General features: G+C 68.2%; 17 protein-coding genes and 1 riboswitch. Of the genes, 7 read left to right on the top strand and 10 right to left on the bottom strand.

Annotation, left to right across the window (positions count from 1 at the left end; translation table 11 throughout):
- Positions 1 to 59: 59 nt before the first annotated feature.
- A riboswitch (FMN riboswitch) is annotated at positions 60 to 193 on the bottom strand.
- Positions 194 to 278: 85 nt separating this feature from the next.
- Positions 279 to 602: a type II toxin-antitoxin system PemK/MazF family toxin gene (locus ACFTSF_RS38510; RefSeq protein ID WP_380160185.1), complete on the bottom strand. Its 324-nt coding sequence runs from the start codon at positions 600 to 602 to the stop codon at positions 279 to 281.
- Complete coding sequence (locus tag ACFTSF_RS38505; protein ID WP_380160183.1) at positions 599 to 904, bottom strand: hypothetical protein; 306 nt, start codon at positions 902 to 904, stop codon at positions 599 to 601. Before ACFTSF_RS38505 ends, ACFTSF_RS38510 begins: the two co-directional genes overlap by 4 nt.
- A gap of 203 nt (positions 905 to 1,107) precedes the next feature.
- On the opposite strand from ACFTSF_RS38505, the gene ACFTSF_RS38500 reads away from it, so the two are divergent.
- From ACFTSF_RS38500 to ACFTSF_RS38480, 5 genes are all read left to right on the top strand, one after another.
- On the top strand, positions 1,108 to 1,962 hold the full coding sequence (locus ACFTSF_RS38500; protein WP_380160181.1) for an ABC transporter substrate-binding protein: 855 nt from the start codon (positions 1,108 to 1,110) through the stop codon (positions 1,960 to 1,962).
- Positions 1,962 to 2,714: an amino acid ABC transporter permease gene (locus ACFTSF_RS38495; RefSeq protein WP_344165967.1), complete on the top strand. Its 753-nt coding sequence runs from the start codon at positions 1,962 to 1,964 to the stop codon at positions 2,712 to 2,714. The genes ACFTSF_RS38500 and ACFTSF_RS38495 overlap by 1 nt, the downstream gene beginning before the upstream one ends.
- Complete coding sequence (locus ACFTSF_RS38490; protein ID WP_380160179.1) at positions 2,698 to 3,441, top strand: amino acid ABC transporter ATP-binding protein; 744 nt, start codon at positions 2,698 to 2,700, stop codon at positions 3,439 to 3,441. Before ACFTSF_RS38495 ends, ACFTSF_RS38490 begins: the two co-directional genes overlap by 17 nt.
- Before the next feature lie 2 nt (positions 3,442 to 3,443).
- The gene (locus ACFTSF_RS38485; RefSeq protein WP_380160177.1) at positions 3,444 to 4,244 is read left to right on the top strand and encodes a class I SAM-dependent methyltransferase; all 801 of its coding nucleotides are present in this window, start codon (positions 3,444 to 3,446) and stop codon (positions 4,242 to 4,244) included.
- A 112-nt stretch (positions 4,245 to 4,356) separates the two neighbouring features.
- Positions 4,357 to 5,082: a polysaccharide deacetylase family protein gene (locus ACFTSF_RS38480; protein ID WP_380160175.1), complete on the top strand. Its 726-nt coding sequence runs from the start codon at positions 4,357 to 4,359 to the stop codon at positions 5,080 to 5,082.
- Here the strand turns inward: ACFTSF_RS38480 and ACFTSF_RS38475 are convergent.
- The gene (locus ACFTSF_RS38475) at positions 5,079 to 5,870 is read right to left on the bottom strand and encodes an HAD-IIA family hydrolase (RefSeq protein ID WP_344165975.1); all 792 of its coding nucleotides are present in this window, start codon (positions 5,868 to 5,870) and stop codon (positions 5,079 to 5,081) included. The genes ACFTSF_RS38480 and ACFTSF_RS38475 overlap by 4 nt on opposite strands.
- A 42-nt stretch (positions 5,871 to 5,912) precedes the next feature.
- On the opposite strand from ACFTSF_RS38475, the gene ACFTSF_RS38470 reads away from it, so the two are divergent.
- On the top strand, positions 5,913 to 7,127 hold the full coding sequence (locus tag ACFTSF_RS38470; RefSeq protein ID WP_380160173.1) for an MFS transporter: 1,215 nt from the start codon (positions 5,913 to 5,915) through the stop codon (positions 7,125 to 7,127).
- Here the strand turns inward: ACFTSF_RS38470 and rpe are convergent.
- Positions 7,095 to 7,757, bottom strand: coding sequence for a ribulose-phosphate 3-epimerase (rpe, locus tag ACFTSF_RS38465; protein WP_380160172.1), 663 nt, complete (start codon positions 7,755 to 7,757; stop codon positions 7,095 to 7,097). The genes ACFTSF_RS38470 and rpe overlap by 33 nt on opposite strands.
- Before the next feature lie 73 nt (positions 7,758 to 7,830).
- Between rpe and ACFTSF_RS38460 the strand changes: the two genes are divergently transcribed.
- Positions 7,831 to 8,520 (top strand): class I SAM-dependent methyltransferase, encoded by a 690-nt coding sequence (locus ACFTSF_RS38460; RefSeq protein ID WP_380160170.1) that lies wholly within the window; start codon positions 7,831 to 7,833, stop codon positions 8,518 to 8,520.
- Here ACFTSF_RS38460 and ACFTSF_RS38455 read toward each other — a convergent pair.
- From ACFTSF_RS38455 to ACFTSF_RS38430, 6 genes are all read right to left on the bottom strand, one after another.
- Complete coding sequence (locus tag ACFTSF_RS38455) at positions 8,508 to 9,260, bottom strand: cobalt-precorrin-6A reductase (RefSeq protein ID WP_380160168.1); 753 nt, start codon at positions 9,258 to 9,260, stop codon at positions 8,508 to 8,510. The genes ACFTSF_RS38460 and ACFTSF_RS38455 overlap by 13 nt on opposite strands.
- Positions 9,257 to 9,997, bottom strand: coding sequence for a precorrin-4 C(11)-methyltransferase (gene cobM, locus ACFTSF_RS38450; RefSeq protein ID WP_380160166.1), 741 nt, complete (start codon positions 9,995 to 9,997; stop codon positions 9,257 to 9,259). The genes ACFTSF_RS38455 and cobM overlap by 4 nt, the downstream gene beginning before the upstream one ends.
- A complete protein-coding gene (cbiE, locus tag ACFTSF_RS38445; RefSeq protein WP_380160164.1) occupies positions 9,994 to 11,214 on the bottom strand; it encodes a precorrin-6y C5,15-methyltransferase (decarboxylating) subunit CbiE in 1,221 nt (406 codons plus the stop codon). Before cbiE ends, cobM begins: the two co-directional genes overlap by 4 nt.
- Positions 11,204 to 11,587: a TIGR03618 family F420-dependent PPOX class oxidoreductase gene (locus ACFTSF_RS38440; RefSeq protein WP_380160162.1), complete on the bottom strand. Its 384-nt coding sequence runs from the start codon at positions 11,585 to 11,587 to the stop codon at positions 11,204 to 11,206. Before ACFTSF_RS38440 ends, cbiE begins: the two co-directional genes overlap by 11 nt.
- Positions 11,588 to 11,672: 85 nt before the next feature.
- Positions 11,673 to 13,271, bottom strand: a complete 1,599-nt coding sequence (locus tag ACFTSF_RS38435; protein WP_380160161.1) for an ABC transporter permease — start codon at positions 13,269 to 13,271, stop codon at positions 11,673 to 11,675.
- Positions 13,268 to 14,167, bottom strand: coding sequence for an ATP-binding cassette domain-containing protein (locus ACFTSF_RS38430; RefSeq protein WP_380160159.1), 900 nt, complete (start codon positions 14,165 to 14,167; stop codon positions 13,268 to 13,270). The genes ACFTSF_RS38435 and ACFTSF_RS38430 overlap by 4 nt, the downstream gene beginning before the upstream one ends.
- Positions 14,168 to 14,171 lie beyond the last annotated feature (4 nt).

The raw sequence follows: 14,171 nt of genomic DNA, 5'->3' as shown, positions 1-14,171 counted from the left end.
TCGTCACCGCAGGCCTCAGCCCAAGGGACGTCTCGCGAACGTCGGAGCTCTCCCGCCGATCGCGTGCTGCCTCCCATCCGGACTTTCACCGTCGGTCCCGGAATTCCACCAGGTCAACCGGCTGCCAACCTCAGCAGCCGGGTCGCGGACTGTCACCGCCGGCTCGGAATTTCACCGACCCCGGAGCACGCGAGTGGGTTCACTCGTGACTCCAGTATGCACTGGCCGGCAACCCTCACCAGGACCCAGGTCACATGCTGATCGCCGCACCCCACCAGTCAGTCGGACATCCCCAGGGCCGCCGCCAGGCCGGAATTGATCGCGCGCATCGCAGCCGGCGACAGGCCACCGACAACGCCGTCGACCTCGTCCGCGTAGAGCTCCACGATGTCGTCGCAGACCGCGCGACCGACGAAGGCCTCCGGATGAACCAGCTCGACGATACTGGGGATCTGCGGCTTGGCAGTCGTCGTCAGACGCACCGCGAGGACCTGTTGAAGATACTGATTGCGGCGATTGTTCGAGACGACGACGAACAACTTCGGCTCATCGAGATCGAGATCCGCCCGGACCACCTGACCGCGCAGCAGCGGCCAGCTCACTCGTCCGCCCACGACGGGCGGCGGCGCCGGGCCACCGCCTGGCGCTCCTCGTGGACGACTTCGCGCGCGATCCGCGAATATCCGTCGGCTTCGACCAGGTCCGCAACGGCCTTCAGGCCGGCCTCGAGAACAGTTTGCAACAGGACCGCCTCACTGGTCTTCTCGCTGATGTGCACCTGCGTGAGCTCGGCCAGCGCAGCACGGTGAGCCACCGAGCCACGCAGCACGGCGAGGTCGCGCAGGTCGCGCTCGGACAACGGCAGCGACTTTCTCGTCGCGGGTGATCGGTCGACAGTCTCCATGCAGCACAGTGTGCATCATCCTGCGCAGCACTTCAAGTCGCAGAGACTGCCTCAGATGCACGGATATACCACGAGTCCGGTGGACATTGCGGCGGCGTCTCAGTGGGTGTCGCGATGGAATGACGAGCCGGAAGGTGGTGTTGGCTTCGGTCGAGCGGGGTGGTTCGCCCTGCGGACCAGTTGACTGTTCTAAGGAGACACCCGTGCGCGCCTTCAGCGCTCCATTCCGCCGGATCGCCGCTGCCGGAGCCGTTGTCACGCTGGCCTTGTCGATGGTTGCCTGCGGCAGCGATGACGACAAGGCCGCCGGTGGACCGGATCTCGGCCTGCTCAAGGCCGGCACGCTGCGGATCGGGACGCTCACCGACGCACCGCCGAACGTGTACGTCAAGGACGGCAAGTTCACCGGGTTCGACAACGACCTGATCACCGCGGTCGCGGCCAAGCTGAACCTGAAGCCGGAGTTCGTCGGTACCGACTTCTCCGCGCTGCTCTCGCAGGTGAACGGCGGTCAGTTCGACCTCGGCAGCTCGTCGATCACGATCACCGAGGCGCGGAAGAAGACGGTTGCCTTCAGCAATGGCTACGACTTCGGCTACCTCGGGCTGAACACCACCAAGACCTCGGGGATCACGAAGTTCGACCAGCTCGCCGGGAAGCGCGTGGTCGTTGTCCAGGGCACCGTTCAGGACGACTACGCGACGCAGAAGAACCTCGACCCGGTCCGCGTGCCGAACTACAACGCCGCGGTCGGACAGCTCAAGGCCGGTACGGCGGATGCGTGGATCTCCCCGGCCGAGATCGGCGAGAAGATGGCCAAGGAGCAGGGTGGCGGCGTGGTCATCCTGGCGGCGAAGGAGCTGAGCTCCGCACCGACGGCGTACGCGGTGGCCAAGAGCAACGACAAGCTGCGTGAGGCTGTGAACAAGGCGCTCGACGAGGTCATTGCCGACGGCACCTGGACCAAGCTGGTCGAGCAGTACTACCCGGGCCGCGCCGTACCGGAGACCTTCAAGCCGGGTAGCGGCACGGTCAAGTTCACGGCTCCCAAAGCCTGATGGACATCTGGTCCACTCTGAACGAAACCTTCCTCGACTGGGAGTCGATGAAGGCAGCCCTGCCCGAGATGCTCAAGGTAGGACTGGTCAACACCCTGATTCTGGCGGCCGCCTCGGTCGTGCTGGGCACTGTGCTCGGCATGATCGTGGCGGTCTTCGCCCTGTCCAGCAAGCGCTGGCTGCGCTGGCCCGCCAAGATCTACACCGACATCTTCCGTGGCCTGCCGGCGATCCTGACCATCCTGCTGATCGGTCAGGGCCTGTCCCCGATCACCCGGCATTGGTGGGGCCCGAACCCTTATCCGCTGGGGATTCTGGCGTTGTCGCTGATCGCGTCGGCGTACATCGGCGAGATCTTCCGGTCCGGCATCCAGAGTGTCGAGAAGGGTCAGCTGGAGGCCGCGCGGGCGCTCGGCTTCAGCTACACCAACGGCATGCGGCTGGTCGTGATCCCGCAAGGTATCCGCCGGGTGCTGCCCGCGCTCGTCAACCAGTTCATCGCACTGGTCAAGGAGTCCAGTCTGGTGTACTTCCTCGGCCTGCTCGCCAGTCAGCGCGAGCTGTTCCGGATCGGGCAGGACTCCGCGGCGACCGACGGCAACCTGTCGCCGCTGCTGCTGGCCGGCATCTTCTACCTGGTGATCACGGTCCCGCTGACCCACCTCGTGAACTACATCGACAAACGGTTGCGTGAAGGCCGCCCCGCCGACACCACCACCTTGGAGGAGCCCGCGTATGCCGACCACCGTTGAGCTCGCCGCGAGCCTGCAGGTCCGCGGGGTCGAGCTCGCGTTCGGGACGAACAAGGTGCTGCGGGGCGTCGATCTCGACGTACCAGCAGGCCGTACGGCGTGCGTGATCGGGCCGTCGGGTTCCGGCAAGTCGACGCTGTTGCGGACGATCAACCGCCTGATCGAGCCGGACGCGGGTGACGTCCTGCTCGGTGGGGAGTCCGTGCTGCCCGGGAACCCGGATGTCCTGCGGCGGCGGATCGGGATGGTGTTCCAGCACTTCAACCTGTTCCCGCACAAGAGCGTGATCGACAACATCACGCTGCCGCTGCGCAAGATCAAGAAGCTGGATCTGGAGCAGGCCCGGGCTGCGGCTTCGGAGCAGCTCGACCTCGTTGGGCTGTCGGAGAAGGCGGAGGCTCGCCCCGGCAACCTGTCCGGCGGCCAGCAGCAGCGGGTCGCGATCGCGCGGGCACTGGCGATGAAGCCCGAGGTGATGCTCTTCGACGAGGCCACCTCGGCACTCGACCCGGAGCTCGTCAAGGGCGTGCTCGGGCTGATGGCCGATCTGGCTCAGTCCGGGATGACCATGGTCGTCGTCACGCACGAGATGGGGTTCGCTCGCTCGGTTGCCGACCAGGTCGCGTTCATGGATCGCGGGGTCGTCGTGGAGTCCGGCGTACCGGATCAGATCTTCACCGCCGCGGAGTCGCCACGCCTGCAACAGTTCCTGTCCCAGGTGTTGTGACGATGGACCACGTCCCGCCTGAGGTCGCCCGTGCGGTCGCGCGGTACGCCTACGAGGACGACGACTTCGCCCGCCGGTACGACGCCGCGCGGCCGCGACCGCCCGCCGTACTGGTCGAGTTGCTGTCGCGCCTCGCGGGGACGGTCTTGCGGGTGGTCGACCTCGGTGCGGGCACGGGGTTGTCCACGCGCCTGTGGTCGTCGCACGCGGACGAAGTGGTCGGAGTCGAGCCCAGCTCGGCGATGCGGGCCGAGGCGGCCCGGCGGACGACCGCTGCGAACGTCACGTACGTCGCAGGGGCCGGTAGCTCGACCGGGTTGCCGGATGGTTGGGCTGACCTGGTGACCGCGGCTCAGGCGCTGCAGTGGATGGACCCGGACTCGACGTACGCCGAGATCGCGCGGATCCTGCGGCCGGGTGGCGTGCTGGCGGCGTACCAGTACAACACCGTGGTCACGGGCAGCTGGGAGGCGGACGCGGCGTTCCGACGGGTCCGCGAGCTGGTACGACGTCGCCGTACCGAACTGATGTTGGACGCCGAGCGGCGGCTGTGGCCGGTCACTCCGGAGGCGTTTCTGGGGTCCGGAGTGTTCCGGCACGTCGCGCGGACGGCGCTGCACAGTGTCGAGGAGGGCAACGGTGCACGGCTGGTCGAGTTCGCCCTGAGCGAGGGGTCGCTGCAGACGCTGCTGCCGCACGTGAGCGAGGCGGACATCGCGCTGGACGAGCTCCGCGCCGCTGCGGCCGGCCTGCCGACCGGACCGTGGTACCTGGGGTACGAGCTGGTCTACGGCGTGCGCTAGCCGTCCGATATGCGGGGTAGTTGACGGGGCAGCGGCGCGTGGCGGGTGCGTTTCGGGGCCGCGCGGGTGAGGGTGGCCGGGTGGAGTGAGGCCCACCAGCCCTGGGGGACGCATGGAGACTCGACTGACGCGGACCGGTCAGCGGTTGACCGGTCTGGCGATGCTGGTCGCCGTGAGTGCGGTGATCGGGACGATCGTGGTGGTCGCGGCCCGTCCGCACACGCAGGCGGCACCGCCTCCTGCTGCGCCGGTTGCCCCGGTGACGACTCCGTTGCCGACCAAGTACGTCGTACTGACGTTCGATGACGGACCTGATCCGGCGTACACGCCTAAGGTGCTGGAGGTGCTGGCGAAGTACGACGTGAAAGCGACGTTCTTCGAGGTGGGGAAGAACGTGGCGCGGCATCCGGAGCTGACCAAGCGGATCCACGCGGCCGGGCACACCATCCAGAACCACACCTGGAACCACGCTGACCTCCGGCATCAGACTGCGGCCGGGTTCCGGAAGCAGGTGGGTGACACGGACCAGGCGATCCGGTCTGCGGCTGGAGTCACGCCGACCTGTCTGCGGCCGCCGTACGGCGGGGTGAGTACGACGGTGCGGCAGCGAGCTAAGGCGCTTGGCAAGGAGCTGGTGCTCTGGACGATCGACTCGCGGGACTGGTCGAAGCCGGGCCCTGCGGTGATCGAGAAGCGCGTGCTGGGTGGTGTGAAGAGCGGATCGGTGATTCTGATGCACGACGGCGGCGGGAACCGTAGTCAGACGATCGCAGCGCTGCCGGGGATCCTGGAGAAGCTCAAGGCGCAGGGGTACGGGTTCCGCACGCTCTCCTGCTAGCTCAGTGCGTCGACCAGTGGGACGACGTCTGCGATCGACTCGACGATCCGGGTGGGGCGGTACGGGAAGCGGTCGACCTCATGCTCACCGGTCGACCCGGACAGCACGAGCACACTGCGCAGACCGGCCTCGAGACCACTGATGATGTCGGTGTCCATCCGGTCGCCGATCATGACTGCGGTCTCCGAGTGCGCCTCGATCCGATTCAGGGCGCTGCGCATCATCAGCGGGTTCGGCTTGCCGACGAAGTACGGCGCGACGCCGGTCGCGCGGGTGATGAGCGCCGCCACCGACCCGGTCGCCGGTAGCGGACCCTCCTGGGACGGGCCGGTCGGGTCCGGGTTGGTGGCCAGGAACCGTGCACCGTCCGAAATCAGCCGAATCGCCCGGGTGATCGCCTCGAACGAATACGTCCGGGTCTCCCCCAGTACGACGTAGTCCGGCGCCCGCTCGGTCAGCACGTACCCGATCTCGTGCAGGGCCGTGGTCAACCCCGCCTCGCCGATCACGTACGCCGTACCGCCCGGGCGCTGGTCGTCGAGGAACTGCGCCGTGGCCAGGGCGCTGGTCCAGATCGCGTCCTCGGGGATGTCGATGCCCGCGGCAAGCAATCTGGCCCGGAGATCACGTGGGGTGAAGATCGAGTTGTTCGTCAGCACCAGGAACTTCTTGCCCGAGCGCTGCAACGTCGCGATGAACTCGGCCGCGCCGGGAATCGCGCGCTCCTCGTGCACCAGAACGCCGTCCATGTCGGTGAGCCAACTCTCGACGGGCTTGTGCTCGGTCATTGGGCCATCGTAATTGTCGGTGGCGGCAGACAGAATGCGGGCATGGAGCTTTCCGGGTATCGCGAGCTGTGGCGGACGCCGGGCGTGATGGGGTTGCTGGCCTCGTCGCTGCTGGCGCGGTTGCCCGTGCTCGCGACCATGGTGCCGGTCGCATTCCTGGCCAAGGACCTGAGCGGATCGTTCCGCTGGTCCGGGGTGGTCGCGGCCGCGTACTCGATCGGGATGGCGATCGCCGGGCCTTTATGGGCGCGTACGGCGGACCGGCGTGGCGCGCGCGGAGTGCTGCTGGTGACCGGTGTGTCGTGGAGCGTGGTGCTGTTCGTTCTGGCCGCGCTTCCCGATGGGCTTTACCGCGTGATGCCTGCCTTGACGTTCCTGGCCGGCGGGCTCGTTCCGCCGGTGATGCAGACCTTGCGGGCCGCGTGGCCGCGAGTGGTTCAGGGGCCGGCGCTGCGGACGGCGTACTCGATGGATGCGACGGCTCAGGAGTTGCTGTTCATCGTCGGCCCGATGCTCGGGGCAACAGCTGTGAGCGTGGCCAGCCCGCGGCTCGGCGTGCTGCTGGCTGCGCTGATGTCGGCGCTCTTCATCTGGTGGTATGCGCTCCGACAACCCAAGCCGCTCCCCCGCGACGCGGACGGTCCACCGCCACTGACGGCACGTCAGTTGATCCTGCATCGCCATCGCCTGCCATTGCTCGCGTCCTTCGGGCTCTGGATCATGGCGTTCAGCGGGATCTCGCTCGGGATCGTCGCGTTCGCGGACGAACACGGTCAACGGCTGATCGCCGGGATCATGGAGGCCGTCTGGGCTTTCGGCAGCCTGGTCGGCGGTGCGGTGGCAGGTGCGCTGCCGGGCCGACGTACGTCGTACTTGTGGCGCAGAGCTGTCCTGGTCACGGCCGGGATGCTGCTGTGCGTGTTCGCGACTTCGTCACCGGTGGCGTTGGGCGTTGCACTGGCTGTGTCCGGCGTGACGCTGGCACCTGCGATCGGAGCGCTGTACGAGCGTCTCGGTGCGCTGACGCCGGACACCGTGCGGACTGAGGTGTTCGGCTGGATGGGTAGCGCAGCGATGGGCGGTGCCGCGATCGGGTCTGCGGTTGCCGGTGCGGTCGTGGAGAGCTTCGGCGTGCGCTACGTCTGGCTGGTCGCCACCGGGCTCGCCGCGCTGTCGTCGGTGCTGCTGCTCAGGATCCCGCCGGAGCAGCCGGCCGCGGACCTGTCAGCCGGCGGCCTGCTCGGCGAGGGAACGTAGGTTCTCGACCATCGCGTTCGGGTCGTCCGCGGCGTACACGGCCGAACCGGCCACGAACACGTCGGCACCGGCCTCCGCACACCGCTCGATCGTCTCGGCCGAAACGCCACCGTCGATCTCGATCCACAGGTCGAGGCCGTGCTTGACCAGCAACTCTTTGGTGCGGCGGATCTTCGGTATGCACACGTCCAGGAACTTCTGCCCACCGAACCCGGGCTCCACCGTCATGATCAGGATCATGTCCAGCTCGGCGAGCAGGTCCTCGTACGGCTCGATCGGCGTCGCCGGCTTGAGCGCCATCGCCGCCCGCGCCCCCTTGGCCCGGATCTCCCGCGCCGTCCGGATCGGCGCCCGGCACGCCTCGACATGGAAGGTGACACTGGACGCGCCCGCCTCGACGTACCCCGGCGCCCACCGGTCCGGGTCCTCGATCATCAGGTGCAGATCCAGCGGCGTGTCCGTCGCCTTGGCCAGCGACTCCACCACCGGCATCCCCAACGTCAGGTTCGGCACGAAGTGGTTGTCCATCACATCGACATGCAGCCAGTCCGCATTCGAGACCGCCTTGGCCTCCTCCGCAAGCCTGGAGAAGTCGGCCGCGAGGATGCTAGGTGCGATCTGAATGCCCATGCGCTCAATCTATCCAGCCATCTGCTGATAGCCGAACCAGGAACGCCGTTCACCCAGCGGCCGTTGAGCGAACATGGTCAACCTCACAAGCGCCTACGACGACCTGGCCGACGCCTACCACGCAGCCGTCGGCCCCGACCTGGACGATCCAACCTTCGACACACTGGTCGGCGACGTGCGCGGTCAGCGCATTGCCGCAGTCGCCTGTGGGCAGGGCCGTGACGCACGCCGCCTGGCCGATCTCGGCGCCGAGGTGGTCGGCATCGACGCCTCCGCGTCACTGCTTGCACACGCCCGCCGGTTGTCGCTGCCTGGGATCGAGTACCTCCACGACGACGCACACGAACTCCGCAGCGTCCCCGACGCCTCGTTCGACGCGGCGGTCTGTCACCTGGCCTTGATGGACATCCCAGAGCTCGAGCCGACGATTCGGTCGAGCGCGCGGATCCTCAAGCCTGGCGGATGGTTCGCCGCATCGATCACCCATCCTTGTTACAAGACCCCCGCCGACGGTGAGTTGATCGACCACGTCGACGGCTCGACCCGCCGCATCATCGGCCGGTACTTCGACGAGGGGCCTTACAACAGCGCCACACGGCTGGAGGTCCTGCCGCGGGTCGTCTATCACCGGACGCTGTCGACGTACGTCAACACGTTGGCTGCTGCGGGACTGCCCATCGTGCACATGGTGGAGCCGGTCGGCGAGCGCCCGGTCTGGCAGGCGGTGCCCGGTCTGCTCTACTTCCGCTGTCAGAAGGCTTGAACCCAGCTGACCGCGGCTCCCACTGTGTCGACCACAGGCACGCCGAGTGGTGCGGCGGGGCGGCGGATCAGCACCACGGGGAGCTGCAGTTCGCGGGCCGCGGTGAGCTTCGCCTCGGTCTGCGGACCACCGCTGTCCTTCGTGACCAGTACGTCGATCCGGTGCTCGCGGAGTAGGCGCAGTTCGCCGGCGACGTCGTACGGGCCGCGGTCGAGCAGGAGCGTGCACCAGGTCGGCCAAGGCTCGGGCGGGTCCACGCAGCGCGCGAGCGTCCGGAGGCCGGTGTCCGCGAAGGCGTCCAGCCCCTGACGTCCAATCGTGAGAAACACCCGCTCGGCCGCGCCGGATCCAGCAGCGGGTTGGCAGCCCGCGCGCAGCAGCGCCGCCGCGTCCGCCGCCGTGTCAGCCCAGTGCCAGTCGTCTCCCGGCCCCGCCGTCCAGCCGGGCCTCCTGAGGATCAGCAGCAGTACGCCGACCTCCCGCGTCGCCTGTAGTGCGTGCTCGGTCATCGTCGCGGCGAACGGATGCGTCGCGTCGATCACCGCATCGACGCGGTTCTCCCGAAGCCACCGGGTCAGCCCGTCGACCCCGCCGAAGCCGCCAACGCGGACTGCGCCGTCCGGCAACCGCAGGTCCTTGGTGCGGCCGGCGAGCGACGAGGTGACGGCGACACCTTCGGCCGTTAGCAGTGTTGCCAGCTCACGGGCTTCGCCGGTACCGCCGAGCAGCAGGACCTTCATCGCTCACGCGTCGTCGAGTACAGGTGGCTGTCCCGGAACTCCGTTGCCGCCAGCACCTTCCCCACCACGATGACCGCCGTACGGCGAATGCCCGCAGCCTGCACCTGCTGCGCAATGTCGGCCAGCGTCCCCCGCAGCACCTCTTCGTCCTCTCGCGACGCCTTGGCGACCACTGCGACCGGACAGTCCGCGCCATAGTGCGGCAGAAGCTCTTCGACCACGCGATCGATCTGCTGCACGGCCAGATGCAGCACCATGGTCGCGCCACTCGCGCCGAGCGTGGCGAGGTCCTCACCTGCCGGCATAGCCGAGGCACGACCGCCAATGCGGGTCAGGATCACCGTCTGACCGACCTCCGGCACGGTCAGCTCCCGGTTGAGCGTCGCAGCGGCCGCGGCATACGCCGGTACGCCGGGTGTGACGTCGTACGGGATGCCAAGCGCGTCAAGCCGACGCATCTGCTCAGCCATCGCGCTGAACACCGACGGGTCCCCGGAATGCAGCCGGGCCACGTCCAGACCAGCGGTGTGCGCGGCTGACAGTTCCGCGACGATCTGGTCCAGATCGAGGTTCGCGGTGTCCACCTTGCGCGCGCCGACCGGGCAGTGGTCGAGGAGCTCAACCGGTACCAGCGCACCGGCGTACAGGCAGACTGGCGACGCAGCGATCAGGTCCCGCCCGCGAACCGTGATCAGATCCGCAGCGCCCGGCCCGGCACCGATGAAGTGCACCGTCACTTGACCACGTTCCAAATCGTCACCGGCATCGCAGGACGCCACCCGGTCATCCCACCGACCTTGGACGCCCGCTGCACCTCGAGCCGCACCAGGTCACCGCCAAGCTCCTTGTACCACTGGGCAATCAGCACCTCGGTCTCCAGCGTCACGCCGTTCACCACCAACCGCCCCCCCGGCCGCAACGCCGCCCAACAAGCCTCGATCATGCCCGGCGCGGTAGCTCCCCCACCCACGAACACCGCATCCGGCCCATCCGCCCCACCGGCCGCTCCGCCGCCCCCGAGCCCACCTGCCTCGCTCAGCACGCCGGGGGCCGCGCCGTGCACCACGGTCACGTTCGCCCCGAGCGCGGCAACGTTCCGCTCGATCCGCCGTACCCGCTCCTCGTCCCGCTCGAACGCGATCGCCCGGCAGGTCGGGTGATGGCGCGCCCACTCGATCGCGATGCTGCCCGCTCCCCCACCGACATCCCACAGCAGCTGCCCCGGCACCGGCTCGAGCCGCGACAGCGTCACCGCCCGCACCTCACGCTTCGTCAGCTGCCCATCACTCTCGTACGCCGCATCCGGCAACCCAGGCGCCGTCGACAACACCGGTCCGTCCGCACAGTGCACCGCGACCACGTTGAGCGGGTCCACCTCACCAGTCCACGCAGCAGCCGTCGTACTGGTGACCCGCTCACCCGGTCCGCCCAACTGCTCGAGCACAGTGAACTCACTAGCCCCATAGCCCCGAGCCACCAGCAGCGCAGCCACCTCCCCCGGCGTCTGCGACCCCCAGCTCAGAACCACCAGCCGCCGCCCCGGCTGCACCTGCGGATGCACCCGCTCAGTCGGATGCCCCACCAGGCTGACCACCTGCACCTGCTCCTGCGCCCACCCCAACCGCGCACACGCCAGCGAAACACTCGACGGATGCGGAATCACCCGCACAGCACTTGCCCCCAGCAACCGAACGAGCGTCGTACCGATCCCGTGAAACGTCGGATCCCCACTGGCCAGCACACAAACCCGCCGCCCCCGGTACTCCGCCAGCAACCCCGGCAACGCCTCCGACAACGGCGACGGCCAAACCCGCCGCTCCGCCGTACCCTCCGGAACCAGCCCAAGCTGCCGCGCACTCCCCATCAGCACCTCAGCCTTGGCGATCACCTCCTGAGCAGCCGTCGACAACCCGTCCCACCCATCGGCCCCGACCCCGACCACCTCAACCACCATTACCAAGCACCTTCGTCACAGTGATCTCGATAACCACCCGCTGCGGATTCACCCGCGGCTCCTTGTACCGCCGCGCATACCGCCGCTCCGCATCCCGCACCCGCTCCGGCGCGTCCACCACCACAGCACGCCCCTCCAACGTGCTCCACCGCCGCCCATCCACCTGCGTCACCGCCACCGCAGCACTCCCCAACCGCCGAATCACCCGAGCCTTGTACGACGACCCGGAGCAGATCACCCGAGCCACCCCCGCCTCAGCGTCCACCGTCACCCCCACCGGCGTCGCATGCACAGACCCGTCCCCCCGCACCGTGCTCAGCACCCCCAGATGCCGCTCACTCCAAAACTCCACCAACCGCTCAGTCCACAACACCCAGCGATCGTAAACAGCCTGCCCCGCCCGGCAGGTGGCCGGGCGGGGCAGGAGGGCGCTGGACCCCTCAGCCAGCGCGGTCTGGTTAGCCGATGTCTCGGCGGCGGAAGGTGGATTGGGCGGCGAGGAGGAGGGCTGCGGCTATGGCGACTAGGGCTAGGACTGGGGTGGTGGTGAAGGTGCCGCCGGGGAGGCGGGGGGTGTGGCCGTAGGGGCTTAGGTTGATGAGGGATTGGGGGAGGTTGAAGACGGCGCCGAACTGGCCTAGGAGGAGGAAGAGGCCGTAGAGGGCCCAGGCGGCGGTGATGAGTTTGGGGGCGATGCCGAAGAGGGCTACTACCAGGGCTGTGACCAGCCAGATGGCTGGGAGTTGGACGGCTGCCGCGGCGAGCATGCGGGGGACCTGGTGGCCTACGTTGCCTAGGGAGGCGCCGCTGGAGAGGCCGGAGCCTAGGCCGGCTATGAGGATGAGGGCTGCGGTGCCTAGTAGGGCCATCAGGACGTGGCTGGCCAGCCAGCGGGTGCGGGTTACGCCGGTGGCTAGGAGGGGTTCGGCTCTTAGGGCTGTTTCTTCGGAGCGGAGGCGGAGGGCGGCTTGGATGCCGTAGGCGGAGGCCAGGAGGCCGACCATGCCCATTTCGGTGGAGAGGAAGGCGTCGGTGATGGCTTGGACGCCGCCTAGTTTCTGGACCATTTCGCGGGCGCTGGGGCTGCTGACGAAGCCGTCGACGTTGCTGGCGATGTTGCCGACCAGGAGGCCTAGGAGGAGGAAGGCGAAACCCCAGCCGTACAAGGAACCTCGGTGCAGTCGCCAGGCCAGGGCTAGTGGTGAGCGCAGCGATGGAGCCGCGACGGCTGGGCCTGGGCGTGGGCGGACCAGCCCGGCGCCGACGTCGCGTCGACGGATCAGGGCGAGCGCACCGGCGACCAGGAGGGCCAGGAAGACCAGTGGGAGGAGTACGACGACGTAGCGGTCGCCGGCGTACGCGCGGATCTGCTGGGACCAGCCGATCGGGGACAGCCAGGAGACCCACTCGGATTTGCCGTCGGCCGACGAGTCGCCGATTGCGCGGAGGACGTAGGAGACGCCTAGGGCGATGGCGGTGAAGCCGTTGGCGGTGCGGGCGCCTTCGCTCAGTTGGGCGACCAGGGCGCCTACTCCGGCGAAGGACAGGCCTGCTGATGCCCAGACGAGTCCGAACGCGAATGAGCCGGCTGCCGGCAGGCCGACGCCGATGAGGGCCAGTGCGGTCAGGAAGCCCAGCAGTACGACGGTTCCGGCGGATACGAGCAGTGCCGCGGCCAGAGCGGCGTACCGGCCGAGGACTCCGGCGCTGAGCAGTTCCAGGCGACCGGACTCCTCTTCTGAGCGCGTGTGTCGGACTACGAGGATGGATGCGAGCAGCGCGACCAGGACGGCGCCGAATGCGGTCAGCTTGAACAGCGAGATCTCCCCGAGCGAGGTCTCGTCGAAGATGCGACCGTAGAGCGACACGAGAGCAGGGGACGCGTTCGACGTCCTGGCTGCCTCGATGCGGGACTGGGGGTCGGTGTAGAGGTCCATGGTGGCTTGGGCCGACCCGGCGGCCATTGCGACGAACACCACGATCCAGGTTGGGATCAGGACCCGGTCACGCCGCAGCGCGAGCCGGACCAGAGTCCCTGTACCTACGAAGTCCTTCATGAGACGGCCACCGGCTCTTCCTCGTAGTGGCGCAGGAACAGCTCTTCCAGGGTCGGCGGCTGCGCGACCAGGCTCTTGATACCGCTGGCGGCGAGTTGCCGCATCACTCCGTCGAGCAGAGCGGTGTCGACCTCGCAGTGGACCCGGTTGCCTTCGACATCGAGGGAGTGCACGCCAGGCAGCGACGCCAGGCCGTTGGGCGACGACGCCAGTTCCGCCTGGATCGACGTACGGGTCAGGTGACGCAGATCGGCCAGGGTGCCGGTTTCGACCACCTTGCCGCGGCGGATAATGCTGATCCGGTCACACAGCGCCTCGACCTCGGAGAGGATGTGGCTGGACAGCAGGACGGTGCGGTCGCGCTGCCGCTCCTCCTCGATGCACTGCCGGAACGCCTCCTCCATCAGGGGGTCCAGTCCGGACGTCGGCTCGTCCAGGATGAGCAGTTCGACGTCGGATGCGAGTGCCGCGACCAGTGCGACCTTCTGACGGTTGCCCTTGGAGTAGGTGCGGCCCTTCTTGGTCGGGTCCAGGTCGAAGCGGCGCAGCAGGTCGTCGCGCTTCTTCGGGTCCAGTCCGCCGCGCAGCCGGCCCAGCAGGTCGATCACCTCGCCGCCGGTCAGGTTCGGCCAGAGATTGACGTCACCGGGGACGTAGGCCAGCCGGCGGTGCAGCTGGGCCGCGTCGTGCCACGGGTCGCCGCCGAGCAGCGACACGTCGCCCTCGTCCCCGCGCAGCAGTCCGAGCAGGACCCGGATGGTGGTGGACTTCCCGGCGCCGTTCGGGCCCAGGAATCCGTGCACCTCGCCGGTGGCGACCTCAAGGTCGAGACCGTCGAGAGCGTGTGTCGCGCCGTACGACTTGTGTAGTCCGGAGACCACGATGGCTGATGTCATGTTT

Source organism: Kribbella sp. NPDC056951, from assembly GCF_042674205.1.
GTDB classification, from domain to species: domain Bacteria; phylum Actinomycetota; class Actinomycetes; order Propionibacteriales; family Kribbellaceae; genus Kribbella; species Kribbella yunnanensis.
The sequence above is the reverse complement of the archived record's forward strand: the minus strand, read 5'-3'. Positions and strand labels throughout refer to the sequence as shown.

What these genes read in the sequence shown, in the direction of transcription:
- ACFTSF_RS38430 (WP_380160159.1), bottom strand. Translation starts at nt 14,167, where the DNA reads ATGACATCAGCCATCGTGGTCTCCGGACTACACAAGTCGTACGGCGCG.
- cbiE (WP_380160164.1), bottom strand. Translation starts at nt 11,214, where the DNA reads ATGGTGGTTGAGGTGGTCGGGGTCGGGGCCGATGGGTGGGACGGGTTG.
- ACFTSF_RS38460 (WP_380160170.1), top strand. Translation starts at nt 7,831, where the DNA reads ATGGTCAACCTCACAAGCGCCTACGACGACCTGGCCGACGCCTACCAC.
- ACFTSF_RS38505 (WP_380160183.1), bottom strand. Translation starts at nt 904, where the DNA reads ATGGAGACTGTCGACCGATCACCCGCGACGAGAAAGTCGCTGCCGTTG.
- ACFTSF_RS38490 (WP_380160179.1), top strand. Translation starts at nt 2,698, where the DNA reads ATGCCGACCACCGTTGAGCTCGCCGCGAGCCTGCAGGTCCGCGGGGTC.
- ACFTSF_RS38475 (WP_344165975.1), bottom strand. Translation starts at nt 5,870, where the DNA reads ATGACCGAGCACAAGCCCGTCGAGAGTTGGCTCACCGACATGGACGGC.
- ACFTSF_RS38485 (WP_380160177.1), top strand. Translation starts at nt 3,444, where the DNA reads ATGGACCACGTCCCGCCTGAGGTCGCCCGTGCGGTCGCGCGGTACGCC.
- rpe (WP_380160172.1), bottom strand. Translation starts at nt 7,757, where the DNA reads ATGGGCATTCAGATCGCACCTAGCATCCTCGCGGCCGACTTCTCCAGG.
- ACFTSF_RS38435 (WP_380160161.1), bottom strand. Translation starts at nt 13,271, where the DNA reads ATGAAGGACTTCGTAGGTACAGGGACTCTGGTCCGGCTCGCGCTGCGG.
- ACFTSF_RS38455 (WP_380160168.1), bottom strand. Translation starts at nt 9,260, where the DNA reads ATGAAGGTCCTGCTGCTCGGCGGTACCGGCGAAGCCCGTGAGCTGGCA.
- ACFTSF_RS38470 (WP_380160173.1), top strand. Translation starts at nt 5,913, where the DNA reads ATGGAGCTTTCCGGGTATCGCGAGCTGTGGCGGACGCCGGGCGTGATG.
- ACFTSF_RS38495 (WP_344165967.1), top strand. Translation starts at nt 1,962, where the DNA reads ATGGACATCTGGTCCACTCTGAACGAAACCTTCCTCGACTGGGAGTCG.
- ACFTSF_RS38480 (WP_380160175.1), top strand. Translation starts at nt 4,357, where the DNA reads ATGGAGACTCGACTGACGCGGACCGGTCAGCGGTTGACCGGTCTGGCG.